Source organism: Microcoleus sp. Z1_B2, assembly GCF_036700325.1.
In the GTDB taxonomy this organism is placed as follows: domain Bacteria; phylum Cyanobacteriota; class Cyanobacteriia; order Cyanobacteriales; family Microcoleaceae; genus Microcoleus.
In genome coordinates this window covers 41529-66632 of the sequence record NZ_JAUBOQ010000038.1, presented here as the reverse complement: position 1 = coordinate 66632, position 25104 = coordinate 41529, and the positions used below count along the sequence as shown (strand labels likewise).

The following is a 25104-nucleotide window of genomic DNA, read 5'->3' as shown; positions in this document are numbered from 1 at the left end:
AAACCGGGTTTCTATGAGTTTTGGGTTGGGTAACGAGAAATCTCAGTAGAAACCCGGTTTCTGAGGTCGATCGCGCGCTACAAATGACTAATGAGAAACCGGGTTTCTATGAGTTTTGGGTTGGGTAACGAGAAATCTCAGTAGAAACCCGGTTTCTGAGGTCGATCGCGCGATGGCTAACTAAACTAAGAACTAATGACTAATGACTAATGACTAATGACTTTTTAAATGCGCGCCAGCTTAAGATGAGAACTACAAAATAATGATAGATGCCGTAGCCCTGCCCGTAACAGAAGAAAGTCAAGTGGGAGAAGCGCGCCGAATCGCAGTCGCCCTCGCGGCCGAAGTCGGATTTAACGAGACCGATCGCGGTAAAGTGGCAATTGTTACCACGGAAGCCGCAAAAAACCTGGTCAAGCACGCCCGCGAAGGAGAAATTTTGCTGCGAACATTAAAAACAGCCGCAGGATATAGCATTGAAATAGTAGCGCTAGACCGGGGGCAGGGAATGGCAAATGTCGCGCTGTGTCTGCGGGACGGTTTTTCTACAGCGGGAAGCCCTGGAACTGGACTGGGGGCAATTAAACGCCTCTCTACTTTTTTTGATATTCATTCTGTACCAAAACTGGGGACAGCCTTATTAATGCGGCTGGAACCGACCCAAAATAGCCGGGAAGCATCCCAAAACAGCAATTACTTGGAATTTGGGGTAATCCACTTGCCGAAAGTAGGAGAGCAAATTTGCGGGGATTCGTGGGCGGCAGAAAATCACGGTGAGAAAAACCTGATTTTAGTTGCAGACGGGCTCGGCTACGGGGATTTGGCCCAGGAAGCGTCTGGCGAAGCAGTGCGGGTATTTGAGGAAAACGCCAAACTCGGGCCGAAAGCAATTTTAGAGAAGGCGCACGCTGCTTTAAAAAATACCAGAGGAGCGGCTGCGGCGATCGCCCAAATCGATCGTACCCAACAAACAGTTTGTTTTGCCGGAATTGGCAACATCAGCGGTGTAGTGGTCACAGATAACCAAAGCCGCACCATGGTTTCCTACAATGGCACAGTTGGACATATGATGCGAAAAGTAGCAGAATTTGTTTATCCTTGGTCGCAGCAGTCCCTACTCATCATGCACTCCGACGGTTTGGCGGCGCAGTGGAATTTAAACCGCTACCCGGGTTTAGCCTCCAGACATCCTGCTTTAATCGCAGCCGTGCTCTACCGGGACTTCAAACGCACTCGCGATGACATGACAGTTATAGTAGCCAAGGTAAGAGAAGCAGCGTGAGTTATCCAATCCTGACGACGGAAGTCCGCTTTGAACAAGACATCGTACAAGTACGCCAAAGAGCTCGCCAAATTGCTAAAGGGCTGGGATTCGATTCCCAAGTACAAACCCGCATCGCCACAGCAGTTTCCGAAATTGCCCGCAATGCTTTCAAATATGCAGGCGGTGGCAAAGTAGAATTCATTGTGGAAGGGGAATCGCCCCAAGTTTTTCGGACTCGGATTTCTGACACGGGGCCGGGAATTGCTGATTTAGCGGCTGTGTTAAGCCCCAATTTTCGATCGCAAACCGGCGCGGGACTCGGTTTAGCAGCAGCGAAACGGTTGATGGACGAAGTGAAAATCGACTCTCGGCCCGATCGCGGAACGGCTGTACAATTAATTAAACAGTTTTCCAAAAATATGCCTGCGCTGAGTGCGATCGAACTAAATCAATTAGTTGACAAACTAGCGCGCCAAATTCCCGAAGATCCCTATGCCGAAATTCAGCAGCAAAATCAAGAATTACTACGCACTTTAGACGAACTCCGCCAGCGTCAAGAAGAACTCGTACAATTAAATCAACAGCTAGAAGATACCAATCGCGGAGTCCTAGCACTTTACGCTGAATTGAACGACAAAGCCGAATCTCTCCGGCGCGCCAGCGAACTCAAAACCAGCTTTCTCTCCAATATGAGCCACGAGTTTCGCACTCCCCTAACGGCAATTATGAGCCTTTCCGAAATATTGTTAAATCGCCTCGACGGAGAACTTTCAGCCGAACAGGACAAGCAAGTAAATTACATTTACAAATCCGCCGAGTCTCTCGCAGAACTTGTCAACGACTCGTTAGATTTAGCCAAAGTGGAAGCCGGAAAACTAACTGTTCGCTTGGCTGATTTTGAAGTCGAAGATTTGTTCAGCGCCCTGCGAGGAATGATGCGCCCCCTGCTTCCCCAAAACTCTGCCGTTTCTATAATTTTTGAAGATCCTCTCGAACTTCCAATCCTCACAACCGACGAGGGAAAAGTTTCTCAGATTTTGCGAAATCTGATTTCTAATGCCCTCAAATTTACCGCAGCAGGTGAAGTTAGAGTTGCTGCGGAAATAGGAGAGGAGGGAACAGTTACTTTTTCAGTAGCAGATACGGGCATAGGAATTCCTCCAGCCGACCAAAGGCGGATTTTTGAAGAATTTGTCCAACTCGAAAACCCCTTGCAGAATGGCGTCAAAGGCACGGGATTGGGATTGTCTCTGTGCAAAAAACTGGCGGAATTTCTGGGGGGAAGTATTGAAATCACAAGTTCACCCGGAGTGGGTTCGACTTTTTTTGTCACACTGCCAATTCTGTATCCTGGGGAGGAAGAAAACCCTTTGGAAATGTCCCCTGCTAAGGGAGATGAAATACCGCTGGCAAACGCAAATTCTCGTAGCTTGCGGGGTTGCGGGCGATCGCCAGCGGCGGATTCAGCAGCCAAAGTTTTGATTGAGGAGGATGAAGATAGTTTTTCGGTATTTGCTGAAAAACTTGCTGGGAGAAATTCATTGTACTGCGATATAGGTCGCCGACGGCGCTGAAGGTTGGGTTCGGCTGCTCTTTGAGCAACCGCAAGCAATTTTTATCGACATTATGATACTCACTGAAAGCATCCAGGATACCCGCCACGTGATTCATCCGTGGAAAAATAAAAAACCTGTATCCGATGAAACTGGCCGAACGTATTTATCTCGCGCAAGTCAATGCTTCAATTCTAAAATCTAAAATCTAAAATCTAAAATCGATTGACTGAATTTGACGTTTTGGAAGAGTTGAAAGGCGATCGAACTACTTGTCAAATACCTGCTATCGTGATGAATTCCAAACATTTTGGGTTACATCACTTTTTTGCTGTGCGGGATGCTAGGATTTCACGATAAAAAATATTATTCCGATGCGAAGGGAAACGATATCAGGAATTGTAGCTTTTGAGCACTGAAGTCCGATGCTGCAAACCTAATTATATTTTTTCACCGAATTTTATATGGTTCGTAAGGATCGCGAATTAAATAACTTACAATTTTAATTGTTATTGTGGGATGGGCGGGACGCCCGTCCAAAACGGACGGGCGGGACGCCCATCCCACAAACTTGTGGAAGTTATTTAATTCTCATTCCTCAGAGAGTTAATTTATAGCAGGCAAGATTTATTTAATTTGCAACAGAATTTAACCTTTGTGCTGTAAAATGTAGCAGTTCTCAGTTGCCGACTATATAGTAGGGACTTACCGATGGCCTGTTTTCGTGTGGGCGATCGGCTAAAATCCAGGATAAATCTTGTTCTTAGCAAAGTCTCGATTAATAAAAATAATGCAACAGTAGACCCGGAATCCAAACCCATACAAAATAAGCCATTCCCAATTCTAAAATCTAAAATCTAAAATCTAAAATGGTATGACTTTCATCTCGCTTCAATATGCGCTGTTTCTGTTAGTTTTGTTCGGGGCTTACTGGTTGGTTCCGCTGCAGTGGTGGCGACTGTTCATCATGTTGGCGGGTAGTTTGATTTTTTACGCTTCGCTGCAAATTTGGTACATTCCTTTGCTGTTAGTCGCTGCTTTGTTTAATTACTGCTTGGGGATGGCGATTGGGGAACCTCTGGATTGGCGGATTGCTAATGAATCTTGGAACCGCCGCCGTTTGTTGCTGCTGTGGATAGGCATCTGCCTGAATGTGTTGCTGCTTCTGGGCTTTAAGTATGTGCCTTTTTTATTGAGTTCGATCGGCACTTTGTTCAATTGGCCTGTAGCTATCGACGGGGCTGACTGGGTGAAAAGTCACGTCATCGCACCCCTGGGATTGAGTTTCTTTTGCTTTGAGTGCATTGCTTATTTGATTGACGTGTACCGAGGCGCGCCTGCTGCTACTTCGCTGCTGCACTTTGCTGCTTACAAGTTGTTTTTTCCCAAACTGATTTCCGGCCCGATTACTCGGTATCACAACTTGATATATCAACTGAAAACCCAACAATTTCCAACGCCCGATCGCATTTCTGAGGGACTTTGGACGATCGCCTTTGGTGCAGTAAAAAAAGGTCTTTTCGCAGATAACTTGGGAATTTATGTCGATTTAAGCTTTACCAATTTACAGCGGGCGGGTAGCGAGGATTTGTGGCTGGCGATTTTGGCTTACGGGCTGCAACTTTATCTCGATTTTAGTGGCTATGTTGACATGGCGCGCGGTACTGCTTTGCTGCTGGGTTGGTATTTGCCACCAAATTTTGATTTTCCTTATTTTAGTGCCAGCATAGCTGATTTTTGGCGACGCTGGCACATGACTTTAGGCGATTGGCTACGCAATTATTTGTATTTTCCTTTGGGCGGTTCGCGAGTCGGTTTGTGGCGCACTTGTCTGAATTTGTCTATTGTCATGTTAATTGCGGGAATTTGGCACGGGGCGGCTTGGGGATTTATTGTGTGGGGGGTTTTACACGGTTTAGCTTTGGCGGTTCACAGGCTGAGTGATGTGCTGTTTAAGCGGTGGCGGATCGAGTTTTTGTGGGAAAATCCGATCGGGATTGCGATCGGTTGGCTGTTGACTCAGGCGATGGTTTTTGGTAGTTGGATATTTTTCCGACTTCCCGATTTAAAGGATTCTGGATGGGCGATTTCGCATTTGTGGGGACACACTGCTGACGTGCAGTTTGCTGAGAAAGTTTATGTAGAAGCTTTGGGTTTAGATAGAGTGAGTTTAGCTTGGATTTTGGCTGCTTTGGCTGTGGCGATGCTGGGGAATTATGCGTTGAGTCGGGGTTTGAAATTAGAGTTAAATTGGCCGATGAAATTGGTGTTAGTGCCGCTTTGTTTGTATGCGGTTTGGGTGTTGGCTCCCGAAGGCGGTTTGCCTTATATTTATTTTGATTTTTAGGGTATTATTTAAGTCGCCTTCTGAACAGGCTTTCCGGTCTGTTCCACAAAGAGTAGATTTTCTTGTGGAACAGGCCGGAAAGCCTGTTCTTGAGAATGGTGCAAGATGTCAGTCGAAGTGATTCCCCGCTACCTATTAGTGTCAACTTAAGCTTTTTGTTCGCCAGTCCTCCCGCTCACCCAATAGTCCGCCAGGGAATGAATTCCCTGTCTCATAGCTAAAGTCCTCTCAAAGAGGACTGAAGAACTCATTAGTCCTCATCGCGAGGAATTTCGCTTTGAGGCTCTTGTTTCAACCGCTGCCGGACTGAGGGTTTAACGTTAAGTTGACATCAATGCCCGCTACCCTACAACTGATAAGAACACCAGTCACTCCAGCTACCTACATAAAGTTTAGCATCGGGAATTCCGGCAATTTCTAAAGACAGTAAATTGACGCAAGCCGTCACCCCGGAACCGCAATAAACAATAATTTCTTCAGCTTTTTCTAATTCTGTCCACCGCTGTTTTTGTTCGGATGCCGATCGCACTTTTCCAGTTTCATCCGTCACCCCTTGCCACGGATAGTTAACCGCACCCGGAATGTGACCTGCAATGGGGTCGATCGGCTCCCGCAAACCTTCATATCTCTCGCTTTCTCGCGAATCAACCAAAATCTTTCCCGGCAAGTCTTTACGCGCTTTTACCGCCTCAATATCTACCGCCAAATCCGGCTGCAATTGAGCAACAAATTTACCCTCGCGGGCGTCTGGCAAAATATTTGTTACCGGATAGCCCGCCGCTTTCCAGCCGCTGAAACCGCCGTCTAACAAAGCGACTTTGCTGTGTCCCATATATCGCAGCAGCCACCACAAGCGAGCTGCAAAAGCCAGTCGCGAATCGTCATAGGCGACGACTAAAGTTTCTGGTGAATTAATGCCGATCGCGCTCAATTTATCAGCTAATTCTTCAATGTTTGGCAGCGGATGTCTACCGCCGTGTTTGCCCACAGCACTCGCGAGATCGCGGTTTAAATCTAAATAGAAAGCTCCGGGAATGTGACTTTCTTGATATTGTTTTTGTCCCAATTCAGGGTCGGCAAGGGAAAAACGACAGTCAATGATTACCACTTGCGGATTGTCGGTATTGGTGGCTAACCATTCAGGAGAAACGATTAAAGTGTTGTCAGTCATAAGTATTCAAATCTATATTTTAACATTTATCGGGAAGGAGCTTTTTTCTCTGGTTCTGCTTTATCGGTACGAGATTTTTTAGAAGTTTGTTTCTCCGAAGCTCTTTTTTCAGAATTGGATTTTTTAGGAGTTGCTTTTTCCGAAGGTGATTTTTCGGCTGGTGCGGGAGTTGGAGTTGGCTGAGGGGGAGTTACTGCTGCTTCTTGAGCGTAAAGCAGATATTTCTGATACTCGATTACTTTTGCTTGAGCTAGTTGATGGTTGGGGCTAGAAACTGGTACTCTTCTCATTAATGAGACGGCTTCTTGCCAACGATCGATAACTGTACTCCAATCTTCCTTGGTTTTTGCCGATCGCCCTAATTCTGCTGCTTTGAGTGCGCTGTTAACGGCTTCTCGAAAAGTATCTGGTGCAGCATCCGGTGCAGTTGCTAAATCTGCTGTTTCACCCGGATTATTCCCCGCAGTTGCTGCTGGCTGGTTCAAAATTTTACCGACAAACGCCACCACGGCGATCGCCAACATACCCGTTACTAGCCCGACTACAATGAAAGTCGATCGCAGTCGGTTCTCAAATGCAGCAAGTTCCGACGGTTTTTCCTCCTCAATATTGTTCTCCATCTCTGTGCGATCGTCCATATTAACCACAGCAGTATTTGGTACAGATTCTCCTCCAAAGCTCTGTGGTTCAAAAGTGCTATTCTCCCAACTAAACTCTTGACTCCAAGCAGCAGCAATCTGACCGCTTTCTCGGCCCTCAACCTTCACTTTGCGAATCGAATCCGGCTGCAAATTCGTCAGCTCGGTGCGAACAAAATCAACTAATGTATTTTCTATGGGTACCTGCTCGGCCTCAAGAATTACATCCAAACAGTCGCCGTCGAGATTAGCGGAGGCTGTGATGCCTTCAGATTGCAACTGGCTGTTGAGCCAAGATGCGATCGCAGTGGCAATATCTCCCTGCTTGGCAAGTTCCTGAAAATTAAGCTCTGTCATAGCTGGACACCTGATAATGCAGAAGGAATGAAAAATTCATAAATAGTTTTTTTAAGTTAAAAACACCCTAACTGAAATTCAATGAATAGTATAATATATCGCGGCAAATCCCAGCCCAAAGATGCAAATTCTCACTCTCGCTCCCCCTGGCATCCCTTGGGGAATGACTTGCATTGCTTGGCTTTAAGCCGAACTCAGGTTTGTAGTGAGGAATGCAAGTCGTCTTGCTCAGCCGCCAAATACTGCTGCTGCAACCAGGTTTTTGATACCGGGCGCGCCAGTCCAGATATTGCCAGCGTCGCCCCTACAACCAGCATCCGGCTGGAAAAATGCTCGATCGCGCGGATTCGAGATTTGAGATTAAAAAATTGTGCGATCGCAGTGCCATCGGCGGACAGCGAGTGATATCATCATTTAGTCAATATTCAATTTTTTATAGCAAATAACTCGATCGCACAATGGTAGCAATAGCAATTTTAGCGGCTGGACGCGGCACGCGCATGAAATCTGACTTGCCTAAAGTTCTACACGAATTAGGCGGTCGATCGCTAGTTGAGAGAGTCCTCCAAAGTTGTCAAGAAATTCAAATTACCAGGCGACTTGTCATCGTCGGTTATCGAGGTGAACTCGTTAAAGAATCCCTGATTCGAGGTCAAGAAAGATCAGGAAAAAATCCTCAATCTCCTCCCCTAGAATTTGTCGAACAAACCGAACAATTGGGAACCGGTCATGCCATCCAACAATTGCTGCCTCACTTAGAGGGATTTCAAGGAGACTTGCTGGTCTTAAATGGGGATGTACCTTTGCTGAGGGCAGAAACTATCAAACAATTGATGGCCATTCACAAACAGCACAAAAACTCTGCTACTTTATTGACAGCTAATTTACCGAATCCCCAAGGGTACGGACGAGTATTTACCGACAGTCAAAACTTAGTCCAGCAAATTGTCGAACACCGCGACTGCACACAAGCTCAAAAGCAAAATCACCGAATTAATGCAGGTGTTTACTGCTTTCACTGGCCGGATTTAGAGAAAATTTTGCCAGAATTGAAGGCAGATAATGACCAAAAAGAATATTACCTAACTGATACGGTAAATTTCCTCAGCCCCGTGATGGCGGTGGATGTGGAAGATTATCAAGAAATATTGGGAATTAACGATCGCAAACATTTAGCCACAGCTTGCGATATTTTGCAAACGCGGATAAAGGACAAGTGGATGACGGCGGGAGTGACGCTGCTCGATCCCAACAGCATCACGATCGACGATACCGTAGAGTTGCAGCCGGATGTCGTAATTGAACCGCAAACTCACTTGCGGGGAAATACTTCGATCGCCTCCGGGAGTCGCATTGGCCCCGGCAGTTTGATCGAAAACAGTCAGATTGGGGAAAATGTGACTGTGCTTTATTCAGTGGTTTCTGACAGTATGGTTGCTGAAAATTCGCGAATTGGCCCTTACGCACATTTGCGGGGACACGCAGAAATTGGGGCTAACTGTCGCGTCGGCAATTTTGTAGAATTGAAAAATACTCAAATAGGCGATCGAACTAATGTCGCTCACTTGTCTTATTTAGGCGACGCGACTTTGGGAGAAAAAGTCAACATCGGTGCGGGGACAATTACGGCGAATTATGACGGAAAAAACAAGCACAAAACTCAAATAGGCGATCGGAGTAAAACGGGTTCTAACAGCGTGCTGGTTGCACCGATAACTTTGGGGGAAGATGTTACTGTAGCGGCGGGTTCTGTGGTGACAGAAGATGTGCCGAATGATTGTTTAGTAATGGCTCGTTCCCGGCAAGTTGTCAAACCAGGTTGGAAGTTGAAGGAATGAGAATTAAATAACTTCCACTCTTGAAAGTGGGATGGGCGTCCCGCCCGTCATGAGTGGACGGGCGGGACGCCCATCCCACAATAAAAATTAAAATTGTCAGTTATTTAATTCGCGCTCCGAAAGAACCTAAAAAGTGAACGATTGTTCACTTTTTAGATGATCAGTTTCCACCCAATTGCGAGTTTCGCACTCGATACCAAAGAAACCGGGTTTTTATAACGGAAGCGATCGCACTCTAGGAGAGATTTTGCTAAAAAACCCGGTTTCTGCGTAAGTCTCCAACCTTGAGAAATCGGGTCGATCGCGAGCAGCTATTTTTGGTTATTTTGCTGGTGCAGATAGTTGTTAATCGCTTTGGCGATTTTTGCTTGCTGGTATGGGTTCATAGTGCGGGGTAGGGAGATGCGAGAGCCTCCACAAACTAACAGTCTAACTTCGTACCAAATGTCATGCTCCCGATCTTTTGTTCGCTCGACTTCCACGCCATAAATCTCGCACAGAGAGTATTGAATTAGCTTAGTTCCCAACAAACCCTGCTGTTTAACAGTCAGGGCATTTAAAGTTGTATCAAAGCTATAAATTTCCTTTTTTCCGAAGGCTATTACTGCTATCCCTGCTGTCACAAATATGGCTCCTATCCCTAGAAACCAACTGTCGAGTAGCTTTAATTCCAGCAATCTGCGCTCCGCATTTTTAACAAAAGAATTGATGTCCGAAGCAATAGCGTCTTGGGTTCCCCAATTAGGGGAGTTAGCAGTGAAAGGAACATAGCCAGCATCAGTCCGAAGTACAACTTTGCTGGTGTAGGCCGCTCTGACAACTTTTGCTCCCTGCAAAGAAGCAAGCTGAATTTCTTGAATCTTCGATCCCAGCAAGCTCGATCGCACCAACTGACAATTCCCTTGTGTTCCTTGCACTCTGTGACAATACAGGCTTGCCAAATTGTAATCAAACGCCGCCAATTTCAGTCCAAATACCATTAACAAACAGCTAGGTAGCCAAAAATCAAATACGCCACGAGTCTGAATTTTTAATTCAGTCGCTGTTTGCTCGATTATTTTCATTTATTTTACCCTGAGATTAAACAAAGGATATTAGAGGCCCTATCTTTGCTGGGATGCGCCCTATTGTTAACTTATATGTTATTTGAAGTTTGTCCTATGACCTGAGCCTTTTGATCTTGCTAAGATATTAGCACTAAAATGTCTCGCGCACAATAACTGTAGCGAGTATAGGTGCGGGTGGCTTTGAGATAGCTTTCCGTCATTTCTCCCTGGTGATGGACTTGGGCGATTGCCTACGCGATATAGCAATCCTCGCATCATTTGCATAATTATTGTAGGGGCAATCCCACGCCCGGTTGCCCGATAGATAGGGGGTAGGCACTCTTAGCACTACCCCTACCAATTTATCTGAATATTTAGGATTGCTATAGCTAGGGTTCACTGATTTGTAGGGCAAATACATTGCTAACCGTGCGATTATCCTTAATCGAGATATAGCTGCGAATCAAGTCAGCCATTTTGTATTGTTCTGTTAGTGAATAGCTTCTTAAACAGATGATATCGCCCCCGAACATCCACAAATCAACATAATAACTACGATTTCCCTCGCTATCTCCTATTTCCTCTAATTCCACCGCAGAAATATCGCGAGTTGAGCATTCGGTAACATCATGAAGCCATACACCCCGTCGTTTAATGGTCATTTTGCTAAGAGTTTTATCAAAAATATATGTTTCATCTATCGCCCCGTCCAACAAAGACAGCGAAAACAACAGAAAGATACCTCCACCTATCCAATTTGATACTAAAATAATCTGCAATAATCCCATAACGATAAAGGGGGAAATTAAGAGAAAACCATCCCAAAAGCTCGCTGTTTTAATTATTAATTTATTTGGTGTTTGCTTGATGATTTTCATTGTGCAATGTGATGTTTTTAACTACATTGTGAATCACTTATCTATTCGCTGTATGCAAATTTTACTGCACCGATTATTATTTAACACTGCTTTGGACGATCGCACTTTTGGTGTTGTAAACAGCCTTGACAGCATAAGCCTCGCCGGGACGTATATGTAAAGCTCTGTTAAAATTGATTAAAGCGGTTTGATAGTCTCCCCGATCGTAGTAAATATAGCCGACTTTCATCAATTGTTTGAAGTCAGAATTTTGAGCAGCAACACGTGCAGAATTAGGATTATTTACAGATGCAGCAGAAGTAGGAGATGGCTCTAAAGCAGGAGATAACTCTTGATTGGGTGATGGAGAAGTGTTGAAACCAGAAGGAAAAGAAGAGGGCGATTGCTCGTTATACCCCTGCTCTACATTAGATCCAGAGCCAGAGATTTTTACAAAATTTTTGCCATAAAATACTGAAGTAGTAATGCCTCCCAATACAAACATCAACAATCCAGCACATTGAATTAAGAAGGTTTTTCTAATTTTTTCATTGCTCCAATTTTTGATATAAAAAACCAATGATGCCAATGGGACAAGCAAGTAAAGCACTCCCCAAATAGTTTCCTCTCCAAAAGCTTGAACTAATCCCCAAAAATAGCCAACAAGACTTAAAACTAAACCTAGGATAAAAAATAAGGCGATCGCAATTCCCGGCATTTTCTATTTCTCCAGTAGATGTATACTTATTTTGACAACTGTAAAAGAGCGGATTTTCAACCTGAAACTCTTTCCCCTGTTTGCTGTGTTAAAAATAGATTAGCGGTGACAACAGTTCGATCGCGCACAGCGAATGTTAGGATTTAGGTTAGGAATTTGACTAGGAACTCGATCGCGACTGCCGCAAATGATACTCTCAACCCTCGATCGACCCGAAGAACCATTTGCACGCGCCAGCAAAGGCTGGGACATCCAAAAGCTTTACACCGACTTGGCAAATGCCAAACAACAATTCGCCCCCCACACCAGAAGAGGGCTGACACCTGTAGAAAAGCGGCACCTCTGCGGCTTGTTGTGCGGCTACAGCCCAGCCGAAATTGCGGTATTTCTCAACAAACAAATCAAAGGTGTAGAAGTTGACTTGTCAAAAACTTTGTACAGATACATAGAATTATTGACAAATCGGCCCCGAAATGCTCTTAAAAATTGGAGAGATGCGATCGACTGGCTGGAAATAGCCGGATATAAAACGCAGCCAAAAACCTCAACCGGCGCCATATTAAAAGCTACTCTCCACCATTCAGACAGGATTTTGTCTGCAGCTATCAGTCCCGACGGACAATTCCTCGCAACGGGATCAGAGGATAGTACAGTGAAAATTTGGAGTTTGCACAGCGGGGAACTGCAGCAGACAATTTTCGGACATTCAACAGCCGTATTGCTAGTGGCTTTCAGTCCCGCCAGCAAAACGCTGCTGACACGATCGCGCGCGGGTACAGTCAAACTCTGGAACCTGCAAAACGGCCAACTGCTGAAGCGTTTGGCAGAGGTACACCGCCACGAATCCGTCGCCGTAAGCCCCGACTGGCAAATTTTGGCGATCGGCACCACCCGCAGCACTGTCAAGCTTCAGCACCTCAACAGCGGCCAACTGCTGCAAGTTTTGGCAGGCTATCAAGGGGATGACATAAGTGCGATCGCCCTGAGTCCCAACGGAAAAATGCTAGTAGCCAGCGGCCTCAATGCAGCCAGCGGTTTCTGTCGCGCCACAGTCACTTTGTGGGAATTGCCGGGAGGCGAAGTGAGACGAACATTTGGCAGCGAAAATTATGTAGCGATTTCTTCCGATAGCCAAATTCTTGTCAATCATGGTGGCCAAACTATCAAACTCTGGAATTTGCAAACAGGCGAATTATTGCATTCGCTGCAAACAGCAATTCGCATCACTTCCGCCGCCGCAATTAGCCCCGACGGGAAATACTTTGCAGTGGGGTGTTTTGACGGTACTGTTAGACTTTGGAATTTTCGCGGCGAATTGCTGCACACTTTAGATGGACATTCTAGCCCTGTGTCTGCGGTGGCGATCGGGCTTTTGGGCGAAACTCTCGTCAGTGGCGGAGAGAATGGTACTGTTAAACTTTGGCAACTGCGGATTGAAGATTAGAGAGGTGACGGGCCATGATTAAATTATTGGAGTATAATTGATTTAAGGTTTTTGAGAGGGGCCCAGACAATGAATGTTACCCTAACACCAGAACAGGAAAAATACGTGCTCTCGCAATTACAAGGTGGCAACTATGACAGCGTTCAGGAACTAATTAGCGAAGCATTGCAACTGCTAGAAGAAAGAAATCGTGCACTGAAACAGCAGCGTCTGGCAGAACTCAGACAAAAAATTGCTAGCGGCACTGAGCAAATTGCTCAAGGAAAAGTGACTGATGGTGAAGTAGTTTTTGCCAGATTGCAGGAAAAAATTCGCTCAATTTCTGAGTCTGGATTATGAGCAGCTATTCTTTCTCAGATGATGCAATTCAAGATTTAGATGACATTTGCTCCTTCTATTGCTGGTAATAATTACAGTTCGGCCAGTAAGCTTTTTGATAGGATTCGAGAACGATGTAAAGTCACGGCGGATTTTCCTAATATGGGTAAAAATTATAGCCAGCTATCTCCCAGCTTGCGAGGATTTATTGTCGATGATTACATCGTTTTTTATTACCCCTGAGAAGATGGAATTGATGTAGTTCGCGTAGTGAATGGATACCGCGACTTGGAATCTCTTTTTTCAGATTCGGATGAAGGATAGGACGAGCGCATTTTCAGAACTCATTGCATAAAATGTCGCCATATTGCTAGAAGTGAGAAAGGAATGAGTAAAACTAAGGATCGCGAATTAAATAACTTACAATTTTAATTGTTATTGTGGGACGCCCATCCCACAAACTTGTGGAAGTTATTTAATTCTCATTCCTAACGCAGATCGAACTCCCCGACTTCTTGGAGAAGTCGAGGATCGGAATCACCGATTAAGAACCATTTTTAAGCAATGAAAATCAGCGTTCCCTTGCTCATTTCCAAAGTATCGCCCATTTGCATACCATTGTGAAAAGCACCCAAAATCACCTCGCTAGTTTTGCCGAAAGCGATCGCCCCGCTAGCATCAATTCCAATTGCGCCAAAATCCCGTTGACGTTCGTCAGCTTCAGCAAAAGAACGCTCAAAAGCAGCTTTCAAACTCAAACCATCCGTTACCCGAATTACAATTCGCGCGGCCAAACACTCGTCCATAATGTGCTCGCCAATCCCCGTACAGCTTACCGCCGCACTCCCTGCCGCGTAATTTCCCGCCGGCATCGCCGAGTCACTAACCCGCCCAATCCGCTCAAAACCCTTGCCACCAGTCGAAGTCCCAGCAGCCAAGCGTCCATGCACATCCAAAGCTACGACTCCGATCGTACCCACACCGGCCGGTTCGGCAACCACGTCAGCCATTGCTTTGCTAAAATTGCCTTGGCGTTCCTGCATCCACTCGTGCAAACGCAAATCCGTCATCGGATCGTAAATCGGCAAGTGAAGTTCTCGCAGCAATTCTGCCGAACCAAAATCAGAGAGAACCCGATCGTCCGAAGTCTGCAAAAATTTAGCAAGTTCGATCGGATTTTGAACGCGAGAAACATTTATCGCCCCGCTGAAACGCTGCATCAAACCGTCCATCAGCGAAGCACTCATCCGAATTTGACCGTCCGACTGCACCACAGAACCAGTACCGGCATTGAATCGCGGGTCATCTTCCAACAATTGGCACCCCCGCACCACTGCATCTACGGCACTTGCACCGTCTTTCAGCAGCGGATAAACTTCCTCCAAAACATCGTAAAGCGATTTCCGCACCGCCTCAATTCCGCCTTTACTGTGTAGAGAACTGCCGGCACCGCCGTGAATAACTAGCTTTGGTTGCACTTGTTGCGATGCCATAATTTATAACCTAATAACCTAAAATTTTTCCTTTGCAATCTTAGCTTTGTTCGAGCAACTTGCCCTAACTTCTTAATCTTGAGCCGCCAAACGGCGGCGACGACATCGTTCGGAGCAGTATTTGACCTCATCCCAGCAGTCGGCCCATTTTTTGCGCCAAGTAAAAGGTCGATCGCATACCGGGCACATTTTTGTCGGTAAATCAGATTTCGATCGTTGCTTAGCCATGCTAATTTTGACAATAGATTAACTAATTCCCATCTTGTACCATTTTTATGAACAGGCAAGATGCCTGTTCCACAAGAGTTAAATTTGATTGTGGAACAGGCATCTTGCCTGTTGCTAAGGAAACAACCTAATTTCTACCAAACACCTCCCCAAATAAAAATGCTCGAAACGGCCGACGCCAACATCCGAATAGTTTTAGTCGAACCGGCAGGCCCATTGAATGTCGGTTCTGTTGCCCGCGTCATGAAAAATATGGGTTTGCACCAATTAGTTTTGGTAAATCCCCAATGCGATCATTTAGGGGAAGAAGCCCGACTGATGGCAGTTCGCGCCGCCGACATATTGGAAACGGCGAAAGTAGTCGAGAGTTTGCCCGCTGCTTTGGTTGGGTGTGTCAGAGCGATCGCAACTACAGGGGATGATAGTCGATCGTTGCCAACACAACTAGAAGAACCCGCAGAGGCCTTGCCTTGGCTCCTAGAAGCCCCCAGCGCCCTCATTTTCGGCCGAGAAGACTGCGGCTTGACCAATGCCGAATTAAACCGCGCTCAACGCCTGATCCGCATTCCCAGCAGCGATGCCTACACATCTCTAAATCTCGCCCAAGCCGTCGCTATCTGCTGTTACGAACTATACCGGGAAGAAGGAAGAAGGAAGAAGGAAGAAGGAAGAGGGAAGAGGGAAGAAGGAACAGGGAAGGAAGAAGAAGATGCCTCGTTCCCCGGCTCAGCCGGGGAACGCATATCCAGAGGCTCTGCCTCTTCAATACCCCATGCCACAGATAATTTATCAACTTGTTACCAAGAACAACTTGCCACCCGCCAGACAGAAAATCTCTCAATTCCCCTCGCCAGTGCTCCCTTGGAAAATTTAGAGGGATATTACCAGCAACTAGAAACGCTTTTACTCAAAATAGGATATTTGCAGCAGCACACAGCAGCAAGCCGGATGGAAAAATTTCGGCGTTTGTACAACAGGGCTTATCCGACAGTGGATGAAGTCGCCATGCTGCGGGGCGTCCTCCGCCAAACAGAATGGGCAATCAAAAGTTACCCACGAGAGGCAAATTCTGATACTCTGGATGGGGCGTTGCCGGAAAATCCAACAGATAGCTAGGAGAACTTTCCTGTACCCACTTGTCACCTTCAAAACAGGGTTTCTTGACTAAAAACCTAAGCTTTGCGATAATTTGCGGGCAATAAACCCGGTTGCTGATACCATGCAGCGTCTGGGGTAAATCTAAAATCTAAAATCTAAAATCTAAAATTGATTGGCTGACAAGCGGAAAAATCTTAAACTTGAACTTTACATTAGTGATGAAGGAGTAAGACGTGGCAGAGCGGTTTCCCAAAGGATCGATATTATCGGTGATATCCTCGTCGATATCCTCTCCCAACTCCGGCTCAAAGCAGCCTAAGTCCGGCAAAGCAAGTCAGTCTGGCAACTCGGGCCGCCGCCGCCCTCCCCAACCGCAAAACGGCAATCCAGAAATTCGATCGCCCGAACCTGCAACTTTGCCACCGCAACAGGGCCGGGGCAGCAGAATTGGAGCCAATTCTCCCACATCTTCGGAAGAATTTACTACACAAGACTTTTTATCCGATCCTCGATCGGCAATTAACCCCAGAAAACCCAGAACCAGCAAAACTCCGCAGTCGAAGACTCGCCAACCACGCAAAAAAGGCCTCGCTGCTGTCGATATGTTCCAGTTTCCAGATCCGACTCTGGAGCGGGAAAATGTGAGTTCGATCGCCAGCAATCCCAACACCCAGATCCCAACAGCCACTCCCCCTACCACCCGTGGAAGTCGTCCCACTTCGCCCCCAGTTCGCATTCCAGACACGGTAATCCCCCCAGATGTCAAAAAACCCCCCGTGCCTAAACCGCGTCCGCAAGCGAGCCAGAAACCGGGCAAACGCTCTGCACCTCGGAGCGTGCCGCCGTTGGTGTATGCTACTCGCTTGCTGATTCTGGGAGTTGGGATAGCGGTAATTTGCGGTACGCTGCTGTCGGTGGTAAATGCTGTGAGTCGAGCATCGACTGTAGCGACAGAAGAACAAACCACCACAGGGCAGAACAACCCAGCCGATAGCGCATCTGCGGCACCAGCAGCCCCAGAAGTGCTGCAACTGAATCAAGAATTAGCGGCTTTGAAAACCAAAGTTCAAGTTTTAGCAACAGAAAATCCTAGTTTAACAGCCGGAATATTTCTAGTCGATTTAGATACTGGAAGCTACCTAAATTTTAATGGCGATACTGCTTTTGCTTCAGCTAGCACAATTAAAGTACCAATTTTAGTAGCTTTTTTCCAAGCAGTAGATGAGGGCAAAGTGCAGTTAGATCAGGTGCTGACGCTGAAGTCCGAACACATTGTCGGCGGTTCTGGGGATATGCAAGACGAGTCTCCGGGTAAGAAGTATTCGGCTTTGGAAGTTGCCCAAAAGATGATTGTTGTCAGTGACAATACGGCGACAAATATGATGATTGAGTTGTTGGGAGGTGCTGAGGTTTTGAATCAGCATTTTGCAAATTGGGGTTTGAGTACCACGGTTCTGCGTAATAATTTGCCAGATTTGGAGGGTACTAATACTACCAGTCCGAAGGATTTGATTAATATCATCGCCCAGATCGATCGGGGTAATTTGGTATCGGTGAAATCGCGCGATCGTATTTTGCAAATCATGCGACAAACTAGAAATGATTCTTTGCTGCCGAAAGGTTTAGGCGAAGGTTCAATTATTGCTCACAAAACCGGCAACATTGATACAATTCTTGCGGATGCCGGTATGGTGGATTTGCCGAACGGTAAGCGTTATTTGGTGGCGGTGATGGTGAAGCATTCGCCGGAAACAGAGAAGCCAGCTCAAACATTGATTCGGGAGATTTCTCGGATGAGTTACCGCTATTTGTACGGTGGGGAAACGCCAGCCGATTCAAAAGTTAAAATTAAAAATTGAAAATTCAACCGGGTTTTTTCCGGCTATTGTTGTAGACTTTATCAAACTATAAACCAGTTGGTATTATGAAACTAAACATTCGACTTGCTTGTCTAGTAGCGCTCTCAATTTTAGCTGTGGGAGTCTTCCCTACCTTGAGTAATGCTAATCCTGCTCCTGAATCTGAGACGGACGGCGTGAGAGCGATCAACAATAATATCGAACTCAATCGGGCGAAAAACTTAGCCCGTCAAGCAGCAGAAAGGGCTAATGGGGGTTTAGGCAACTATCGAGCTGAAGCTTCTATGCACGGTATTTCTAGGGAATCGCCGTTTGTAGACAATGGCGATGGAACTTGGACTTTTACTTTTAAGGGTTCCAAGCCTGGTTCGTCTGTCTTTACTGTAGAAACGGTTGTTACGGTTTCTCAAGATGGAAGGGTGAGAGTCGATTACAACGGGCAAATTCGCGAGTTATCTCCATTGTGAATAACTGTGGAAATATCGGGCTATGCAGTTTCAATCCTCGATCGGGATTTAAGCTAACGGCATTTTTTCCCTTTGTTACAATCAAGGGAATTCCCCTCCTCACATCAGCACTAATGCAAATTATCCTAGAAGTTCCCGATATCCTCGGCGAAAAACTGCAACAATTGGGCGATCGTCTCCCGGAAGCCCTGGATCGCGCACTTCGGGAACTCGCCCCCGCAGAAACCATTCCCTACCAAGACGATCGCCAAATAGTGGAACTGCTAGCCAGTCAACCCAGCCCAGAAGAAATCCTCGCAATCCGCCCCACACCTGCGTTGCAAGCCCGCATGAGCGAACTGCTCGATCGCAATAAATCCGGCACTATTTCGGCCAGAGAGGAAGTCGAACTCGATCGCTATTTGCTGTTAGAACATTGGGTGCGTTTAGCCAAAGCTCACGCCTACAAACGCTTACAGACAGAAGCATGAGTTATGTACCAGCCACTGTGCGTCGCGTCGTCACCCAACGCGCCGGAGACCAATGCGAGTATTGTCGATTTCCCCAAACGGCTTCACTCTTTGCCTTTGAAATGGAACACATCATTGCTGAAAAACATGATGGGGTCACCGTCGTGGAAAACCTAGCGTTATCCTGTCCTTGCTGCAACCGTTTCAAAGGAACTGACCTAGGTTCTATCGACCCTGAGACTGGACAGCTAACTCCCTTTTTTAATCCCCGTCTCCAGGAATGGTCAGACCATTTTCGGCTAGAAGGAGGAGCAATCGTCCCACGGACACCAGAAGGGCGCGTAACCGCTAAAATTCTGCAATTTAACCTCCTAGAACGCATCCTCGAACGCGAGCAACTTATCAGTATTGGGGAATATCCAGCACCCAGCCCACAAACCACATAAACAGTAGGTGATTATAAAATCAACCCAACGATGCAGATTGTAGCAATAATTTAGATAAGTGGTATTACAAAACAAATGAATAATTTTAATTGTGAAAAAACCGTCTAACTGGAATAGTCTTATAGACTCATGGGGTGATTGTAATTCCCCGTATGCTTATATAGTAGCTTATTATCTTTCAAGATTTGATAGAGATGCTTATCAGAAATTGGGATTTGGTAATATGACTGATACCCATGAAAAAATAGGCTCTCTACTTGGAATTTCCGCTAATACAATCAAAAATTTGAGAGATGCCTTTGATCCTTATCATGAAAATAGGCGTAAAGGCTGGTGGCAGAGAGAGTTATGGCGTTGTGAGAAAGAAATTTATGAAGGATTTCAAGAATATTCTGAAGAAGAACTCTATGTTTTAGTTTGCAAAATTTTAACCACACCCAAGCTTGATTTTGAACAGCTTTTCGATTCTTTTAGTGTCTCAGATGATACGCTAATATTTCCTGATGAAGTCGGAGAAGTAGAGGAAACTCAAACTTTTAAAGAAGGTTCTATTCGTCAAATACAAGTTAATGCTTATGAACGAAATAATCCAGCTCGCAAAAAATGTATTGAATATTATGGGCTAAATTGTTATGTTTGCAAGTTTAACTTTGAAAAAGTTTTTGGAGAAATAGGTAAAGGTTTTATTCATGTTCACCATATAATACCTTTAGCTGAAATTAATCAAGAATATGAAGTTAATCCTATTCAAGATTTACGTCCACTATGTCCTAACTGTCATGCAATGATTCATAGGAAATATCCTCCATTTACTATTGAAGAAATTAAAGATTTACTTAGTAAAAACTGACTTCGTAGATAGATGTCCAAGATATTTTATGATACCATTTAGGCTCAAACCCTTGCCGCACCAGGCATACAGCCGAAAGATTTGACAATTCCCGCATCCAGGATAACCGCCACGTGATTCATCCGTCCAGAAATAAAAAACCTGTATCCGATCAACCAGCCCCCGAATTTATCCGTGGGGTCAATGCTTCAATCTAAAATCTAAAATCTAAAATCTAAAATCGATTGACCCCTCAAAAAAACACCTACCGATTCACGGAAATTCCAGGAACCGGAAAGCGATTAAACACTCGCGACTGCTAACTGTTCTGCCGCCTCTTTCTCGTTCATCTCGTCGAGTTTTTGCCAAACTTGCTGCATCAATTCATCCAATCCAAGTCTACTAACGGCGGAAATCAACAAAACAGGAGCGCCGCTAATTTCTTTAAGTCGGCTGATTAAATTACCGATTTCTTCGCTTTCGAGGTCGATCGCATCTACTTTATTAAAAGCCAAAATCTGCGGTTTATCGGCTAAACCACGTCTGTAAGCCTTCAATTCTTCCTGAATTGTGACATAATTGGCGATCGGATCTTCATCCGTAATATCGATCAAATGCAGCAACAACCGAGTCCGTTCGATGTGCCGCAAAAACTCGTAACCCAAACCAGCACCTTCGTGAGCCCCCTCAATTAATCCCGGAATATCAGCAAAAACAGTACCGTCGCCGCTGGGTTTTCTGACTACGCCCAAATTCGGGACTAAAGTTGTAAACGGATAATCTGCTATCTTGGGGCGGGCCGCAGATAAAGCTGAAATTAAGGTGGATTTGCCAGCATTGGGCATCCCCAGAATTCCCACTTCAGCTAATAGCTTCAATTCCAAACGCAAAAATTTGTGTTCTCCTTCTTTTCCCGGCATCGCATAATCTGGAGCACGGTTAGAATTGGTCAGAAAACACTTGTTTCCCAAACCGCCTTTGCCACCTTTGGCTACGCAAAAAGTCTGTCCGGGCGTTACTAAATCTGCTAAGATTGCCTGAGTTTCCGCGTCGTAAACTACTGTACCGCAGGGAACTTCGATCGTGCGATCGTCCCCACCTGCACCAGTCATATTTTTCGGCGCGCCCCGCTTCCCGTCATCGGCTTTAAAAATCCGGTTGTACTGAAAATCTAGCAGCGTTTGCAGGCTTTCCACCGCCACCATATACACGGAACCGCCTTTGCCGCCTGTCCCGCCACTGGGCCCGCCCGCCGGTACATACTTTTCTCTGCGAAAAGCTACCATACCGTCGCCACCTTTGCCGGCTGCGACTTGAATATCTGCTCGATCGATAAATTGCATAATTTAGTCAGTTGTCAGTTGTCAGTTGTCAGTTGTCATATCATGTCCAATCGAGCGATTAAGAGGGCGGGTTTTTGAGATTGTCAATTATTGGCAAATATTTTTCGTGAACCCGCCCCTACCTTATTAGGGGTAATCGACCGGACATGATATCACTTGTCATTGGTCAATTGTCAATTGTTAGTTGTGATTAGTCATTAGTTATTATACCAGATGCAAGTACAATATTCCCCTTTTCCTATAGTCCGCGTCGGCGGACGACAGCCAAGTTTAGTCGCGATTTACAGTTGCCGGAAAATTATAATTTTACCAATTTTTAAAAGTAGTTCAGAACCAGAGATTGTACGTGAGCATTTGTAGGGAAACGGCAATGCCGTGTCCGGCTCCTAAATTGGCGATTTTTAATAATTTGTATAAGCTTGAGGATTGTACCAAAACTGGGGTTGAATTAGTATTATCAAAGCAGATTTGATATTAGCAGGACTCACGCACAAAAACTGCATAAACCCGGTTTTTCTACTGGGGCGGATGGGTGTAATGATGTTTTTTCGTAGAAAAACCAGGTTTTTGCGTTCAGGACTAATTAGTAGTCATTGGTTAATAGTTACAGTCATTAATCCAAGATTTTACCAGAATGGCTAATGGCTAATGACTAATGACTACTAACAATAGGACGATACATCTTCCTTACATTCATCTGCCAAATAGCAGAGAGCTCGAAAGCGCATCCCGACTAACTGTTCGTAAAGCGGGTTAATCTGGCACATCGCCGGAATGTGGACGATTTTGCGACCAAATAACACGACATCTCGCTCAAACGGACACTGGGGCGGAATAATTTTACAGACAAAGTGTGCCACTTTGGGGTCGTGAATTTCCCAGCCGTCAAGCCAGTCTTTGACGGGTTGCAGGACATCTTTGTGGTGAGGTTTAGGTAGCCGAGATGAAAGGGGTGTTCCGGCGACGGGGGCGACATTGGCATCAAAGACTATTTGGCTGCTGGGCCCCTGCGGATCATCGCACTTGCTGTCTTCGATGGTGTGTCGCAGAGCTTCCAGCGCCTCTACATTGTGCCCCAAAGCTGTGCAAAACTTAGAGATTACCTCGTCTTCGCTGAGCGAGTAGGTACCGTCTGCCAAAGCTACCATGACTGCTGTCCTCAAAAAATCCTCGCCTTTGGCGGTGTCTTTCCCTAACACAGCGGCTAATTCCTCTGGGGCAATAGGTTCAAAACCCTCCTCAAAAGATACCGGGTGTAGTTCATCCTGAGTTAGATTTGCAATCATTTTTTGCTCGTCTTCGTCAAAGTTGCCGTCTGCCCAAGCAATTGTCAGCAATCCCCGCAGCCAAGCAGTAATCTCTTCATTGGTGCAGGAAGATTTAGCGTTACTCATTAGCATTTCCACTTGGATGTACCAGTCAATTTGTTCGTTTACAGCGGACTCAATATTCCCCTCCCAATAATTTTTACTGGTTTTGTGGTCGATCGACGATCTATTTGTGGAAGGTTTGTGGCCGAAGATTGCTCCAAACGCTTGTAGTGGATGTGTTAAAAGCATATTTGTTTCTGTGCAGCATCTCTGACTAGCGAGCTAATCTTTTGGCTAATCCTATTCCCTAAAAAGTCATCTATCGGGAGGAATAGGTTGGTTGAATTCATCTTAACTTTAGTTGCACCCATTGAGATGGGGATCGACTTTTATTCCAGCCGGATTGCCATTAGCAACCCAATTTTTCGCCAAAAATAAAAGGTTGGCAAGCGCGGGATCTAATCAGACACTGGGTTTCTTACCCAGGGGCGATCGAACTTCGCTCTCTTTACATTTTAATATATATTTTTGTGAATTTTTCTGTACTGGCAGCACAATATTAACAGCGAGCAGGGTTTAAGCTGTTGAAATAAAAATATATGAGAAAAAATTGACCGCCGAGCAAAGCTTTTGATTGCTGTGTCCGTCTATAAATGACCGATTTTTTTTAACTTCGGCGGCACAAAATCCAGCGCAATTCCATTGGCGGGCGTGCGTTTGCCATCGGGAAGACATCTCGACCCGTGGCCCAACTGGGAAACCAGGGCGTCGGGGGCCAGGCTGCTTCCGGCAGGTGGTGGCGTTCATATTCAAACACCAATTCGTCGGATATTTGGACTAAGGGCAACCCTTCCATTGCAGTGGCGAGTTCTTGGGGCGTAAATAAAGTAGACCAGGAGAGTTGGGCAACTTGTCGCACGAGGGCATCAGGCTGGTAGTCACCGACGGTTAAAAACGTGCTGAACAGCAACAGACCTCCAGGAGACAGGGAATCGCACATTTTAGCGAGGAAAAGCCGTACTTGATCGCTGTCTCGAAAATGTGAGATGACTTCGGCGGCAACTGCCAACTGGTAGCGGGCCGGTTTCATCCGCATTAAGGGGTCGAGCACATCGCCTTCAGTCACTGTCACGGGAAGGTTTTCGGCTGTTACTGCTGCTTTCAATTGTTCTGCAAAAGCTGGGGCTAGTTCGATCGCATCTACAGAATAGCCCAATCTCGCCAGGGGCAAGGTATTGCGGCCGGTACCAGCCCCCACGTCCAAAATCCGCACTCGATCGGGCGTGCCCAATTTAGCAGCCGTTGCCATCAATTTTGCATCTGGATGAGAACCGAAAAGCGGAGGTTCTCTGGTGTCTACCCAGCTTTTGTACTGTTCTCCAACACTTGAGGTAGTAACAATCACTTTGCAGGCTAAACCGGTTTGCGGCGGCTGCACTGATTCGTATTGCAGGATCAGCATCGATGCTGTGGAGGTGCGGTAGCCTTGTTCTAACTTGGTGGCTAAAAGCTTGCTGAGTTCGTCTCTGCGGTCTTCGGGCAGGGGTCTGTCGAGAGTGCTAAATAGCTTTTCTATCGACTTGAGATAGTGGCTTAGCATTCCCGGTACGCAGGGGAAAATTAATTCTCCGCGAGCGTTTATGCGAGTATTAATTTTGTATAGGATAGCTTGCTGGAGAATGTCGGGATTTACTACCAGCGGTAGCTGTTCGGTCTGGTTGATTGTACTTTCGGCGCCCATAAATTCCGCGAAGAGGTGATTAGCTGTTAGTTGTTAGCTGTTAGTTGTTAGCTGTTAGTTATTAGTTATTTGTTATAACTCACATTTTGCACCCTTTTCAATAACAGGCAAGATGCCTGTTCCACAAAGAGTAGATTTTCTTCTTGTGGAACGGGCATCTTGCCCGTTCATAAAGCTTATTGACAATGGTACATTTCAGTTATAACTCACATCTTGCACCCTTTTCAATAACAGGCAAGATGCCTGTTCCACAAAGAGTAGATTTTCTTCTTGTGGAACGGGCATCTTGC

At 45.8% G+C, this 25104-nt stretch carries 26 protein-coding genes; 16 read left to right on the top strand and 10 right to left on the bottom strand.

Going from position 1 to position 25104, the window contains the following annotated elements; translation table 11 throughout:
• Positions 1-262: 262 nt before the first annotated feature.
• From QT984_RS21325 to QT984_RS21310, 4 genes are all read left to right on the top strand, one after another.
• Positions 263-1282 carry an ATP-binding SpoIIE family protein phosphatase gene (locus tag QT984_RS21325; protein WP_333374888.1) on the top strand — a complete coding sequence of 340 codons (1020 nt, stop codon included), beginning with the start codon at positions 263-265 and terminating at the stop codon, positions 1280-1282.
• Complete coding sequence (locus QT984_RS21320; RefSeq protein WP_333056891.1) at positions 1279-2838, top strand: ATP-binding protein; 1560 nt, start codon at positions 1279-1281, stop codon at positions 2836-2838. The genes QT984_RS21325 and QT984_RS21320 overlap by 4 nt, the downstream gene beginning before the upstream one ends.
• A 204-nt stretch (positions 2839-3042) precedes the next feature.
• Positions 3043-3177, top strand: a complete 135-nt coding sequence (locus tag QT984_RS21315) for a hypothetical protein (RefSeq protein WP_333211702.1) — start codon at positions 3043-3045, stop codon at positions 3175-3177.
• Positions 3178-3691: 514 nt separating this feature from the next.
• Positions 3692-5164: an MBOAT family protein gene (locus QT984_RS21310; protein WP_333056890.1), complete on the top strand. Its 1473-nt coding sequence runs from the start codon at positions 3692-3694 to the stop codon at positions 5162-5164.
• 346 nt (positions 5165-5510) lie between these two features.
• Here the strand turns inward: QT984_RS21310 and QT984_RS21305 are convergent, their stop codons facing one another.
• Complete coding sequence (locus QT984_RS21305; RefSeq protein WP_333056888.1) at positions 5511-6335, bottom strand: sulfurtransferase; 825 nt, start codon at positions 6333-6335, stop codon at positions 5511-5513.
• 26 nt (positions 6336-6361) lie between these two features.
• On the bottom strand, positions 6362-7330 hold the full coding sequence (locus tag QT984_RS21300) for a hypothetical protein (RefSeq protein ID WP_333056887.1): 969 nt from the start codon (positions 7328-7330) through the stop codon (positions 6362-6364).
• Positions 7331-7411: 81 nt separating this feature from the next.
• On the opposite strand from QT984_RS21300, the gene QT984_RS21295 reads away from it, so the two are divergent.
• Together QT984_RS21295 and glmU are read left to right on the top strand one after the other, a co-directional pair.
• Positions 7412-7735: a hypothetical protein gene (locus QT984_RS21295; RefSeq protein WP_333056886.1), complete on the top strand. Its 324-nt coding sequence runs from the start codon at positions 7412-7414 to the stop codon at positions 7733-7735.
• Positions 7736-7788: 53 nt separating this feature from the next.
• Positions 7789-9168 carry a bifunctional UDP-N-acetylglucosamine diphosphorylase/glucosamine-1-phosphate N-acetyltransferase GlmU gene (glmU, locus tag QT984_RS21290; RefSeq protein WP_333056885.1) on the top strand — a complete coding sequence of 460 codons (1380 nt, stop codon included), beginning with the start codon at positions 7789-7791 and terminating at the stop codon, positions 9166-9168.
• Positions 9169-9479: 311 nt separating this feature from the next.
• On the opposite strand, the gene QT984_RS21285 is transcribed toward glmU, so the two are convergent.
• The 3 genes from QT984_RS21285 to QT984_RS21275 form a co-directional block, all read right to left on the bottom strand.
• Positions 9480-10232 carry a hypothetical protein gene (locus QT984_RS21285; protein WP_333056884.1) on the bottom strand — a complete coding sequence of 251 codons (753 nt, stop codon included), beginning with the start codon at positions 10230-10232 and terminating at the stop codon, positions 9480-9482.
• Between the two features lie 371 nt (positions 10233-10603).
• Positions 10604-11092: a hypothetical protein gene (locus QT984_RS21280; RefSeq protein WP_333374886.1), complete on the bottom strand. Its 489-nt coding sequence runs from the start codon at positions 11090-11092 to the stop codon at positions 10604-10606.
• 76 nt (positions 11093-11168) lie between these two features.
• Positions 11169-11789 (bottom strand): hypothetical protein, encoded by a 621-nt coding sequence (locus tag QT984_RS21275; RefSeq protein WP_333056882.1) that lies wholly within the window; start codon positions 11787-11789, stop codon positions 11169-11171.
• 187 nt (positions 11790-11976) lie between these two features.
• On the opposite strand from QT984_RS21275, the gene QT984_RS21270 reads away from it, so the two are divergent.
• The 3 genes from QT984_RS21270 to QT984_RS21260 all read left to right on the top strand — a co-directional run bounded on the left by QT984_RS21270 (position 11977) and on the right by QT984_RS21260 (position 13794).
• Complete coding sequence (locus tag QT984_RS21270; RefSeq protein ID WP_333056881.1) at positions 11977-13233, top strand: WD40 repeat domain-containing protein; 1257 nt, start codon at positions 11977-11979, stop codon at positions 13231-13233.
• 69 nt (positions 13234-13302) lie between these two features.
• Positions 13303-13572 carry a type II toxin-antitoxin system ParD family antitoxin gene (locus tag QT984_RS21265; protein WP_333056880.1) on the top strand — a complete coding sequence of 90 codons (270 nt, stop codon included), beginning with the start codon at positions 13303-13305 and terminating at the stop codon, positions 13570-13572.
• A 39-nt stretch (positions 13573-13611) separates the two neighbouring features.
• Positions 13612-13794 carry a type II toxin-antitoxin system RelE/ParE family toxin gene (locus tag QT984_RS21260; RefSeq protein ID WP_333056879.1) on the top strand — a complete coding sequence of 61 codons (183 nt, stop codon included), beginning with the start codon at positions 13612-13614 and terminating at the stop codon, positions 13792-13794.
• 314 nt (positions 13795-14108) lie between these two features.
• On the opposite strand, the gene QT984_RS21255 is transcribed toward QT984_RS21260, so the two are convergent.
• The gene (locus tag QT984_RS21255; RefSeq protein ID WP_333056878.1) at positions 14109-15044 is read right to left on the bottom strand and encodes an isoaspartyl peptidase/L-asparaginase; all 936 of its coding nucleotides are present in this window, start codon (positions 15042-15044) and stop codon (positions 14109-14111) included.
• 72 nt (positions 15045-15116) lie between these two features.
• Positions 15117-15272: a DUF2256 domain-containing protein gene (locus QT984_RS21250; RefSeq protein ID WP_006631540.1), complete on the bottom strand. Its 156-nt coding sequence runs from the start codon at positions 15270-15272 to the stop codon at positions 15117-15119.
• A 159-nt stretch (positions 15273-15431) separates the two neighbouring features.
• On the opposite strand from QT984_RS21250, the gene QT984_RS21245 reads away from it, so the two are divergent.
• The 7 genes from QT984_RS21245 (at position 15432) to QT984_RS21215 (ending at position 20441) form a co-directional block, all read left to right on the top strand.
• On the top strand, positions 15432-16388 hold the full coding sequence (locus QT984_RS21245) for an RNA methyltransferase (RefSeq protein WP_333056907.1): 957 nt from the start codon (positions 15432-15434) through the stop codon (positions 16386-16388).
• Positions 16389-16542: 154 nt separating this feature from the next.
• Positions 16543-16689, top strand: a complete 147-nt coding sequence (locus QT984_RS21240) for a hypothetical protein (protein WP_333274223.1) — start codon at positions 16543-16545, stop codon at positions 16687-16689.
• Positions 16640-18229 (top strand): serine hydrolase, encoded by a 1590-nt coding sequence (locus QT984_RS21235; protein ID WP_333274226.1) that lies wholly within the window; start codon positions 16640-16642, stop codon positions 18227-18229. The genes QT984_RS21240 and QT984_RS21235 overlap by 50 nt, the downstream gene beginning before the upstream one ends.
• Positions 18230-18294: 65 nt before the next feature.
• Positions 18295-18696, top strand: a complete 402-nt coding sequence (locus tag QT984_RS21230; protein ID WP_333056875.1) for a hypothetical protein — start codon at positions 18295-18297, stop codon at positions 18694-18696.
• On the top strand, positions 18693-19166 hold the full coding sequence (locus QT984_RS21225; RefSeq protein WP_333056874.1) for a hypothetical protein: 474 nt from the start codon (positions 18693-18695) through the stop codon (positions 19164-19166). The genes QT984_RS21230 and QT984_RS21225 overlap by 4 nt, the downstream gene beginning before the upstream one ends.
• Complete coding sequence (locus tag QT984_RS21220) at positions 19163-19591, top strand: HNH endonuclease signature motif containing protein (protein ID WP_333056873.1); 429 nt, start codon at positions 19163-19165, stop codon at positions 19589-19591. Before QT984_RS21225 ends, QT984_RS21220 begins: the two co-directional genes overlap by 4 nt.
• 91 nt (positions 19592-19682) lie before the next feature.
• Positions 19683-20441 carry an HNH endonuclease gene (locus QT984_RS21215; RefSeq protein ID WP_333056872.1) on the top strand — a complete coding sequence of 253 codons (759 nt, stop codon included), beginning with the start codon at positions 19683-19685 and terminating at the stop codon, positions 20439-20441.
• Between the two features lie 281 nt (positions 20442-20722).
• Here QT984_RS21215 and obgE read toward each other — a convergent pair whose 3' ends face one another.
• From obgE to QT984_RS21200, 3 genes are all read right to left on the bottom strand, one after another.
• The gene (gene obgE / locus QT984_RS21210) at positions 20723-21763 is read right to left on the bottom strand and encodes a GTPase ObgE (protein WP_333056869.1); all 1041 of its coding nucleotides are present in this window, start codon (positions 21761-21763) and stop codon (positions 20723-20725) included.
• A 662-nt stretch (positions 21764-22425) separates the two neighbouring features.
• Entirely contained in the window at positions 22426-23322 is an 897-nt protein-coding gene (locus QT984_RS21205) for a Mo-dependent nitrogenase C-terminal domain-containing protein (RefSeq protein WP_333056868.1), read from the bottom strand.
• Positions 23323-23740: 418 nt separating this feature from the next.
• Positions 23741-24814, bottom strand: a complete 1074-nt coding sequence (locus QT984_RS21200) for a class I SAM-dependent methyltransferase (protein ID WP_333056867.1) — start codon at positions 24812-24814, stop codon at positions 23741-23743.
• Positions 24815-25104: the final 290 nt, after the last annotated feature.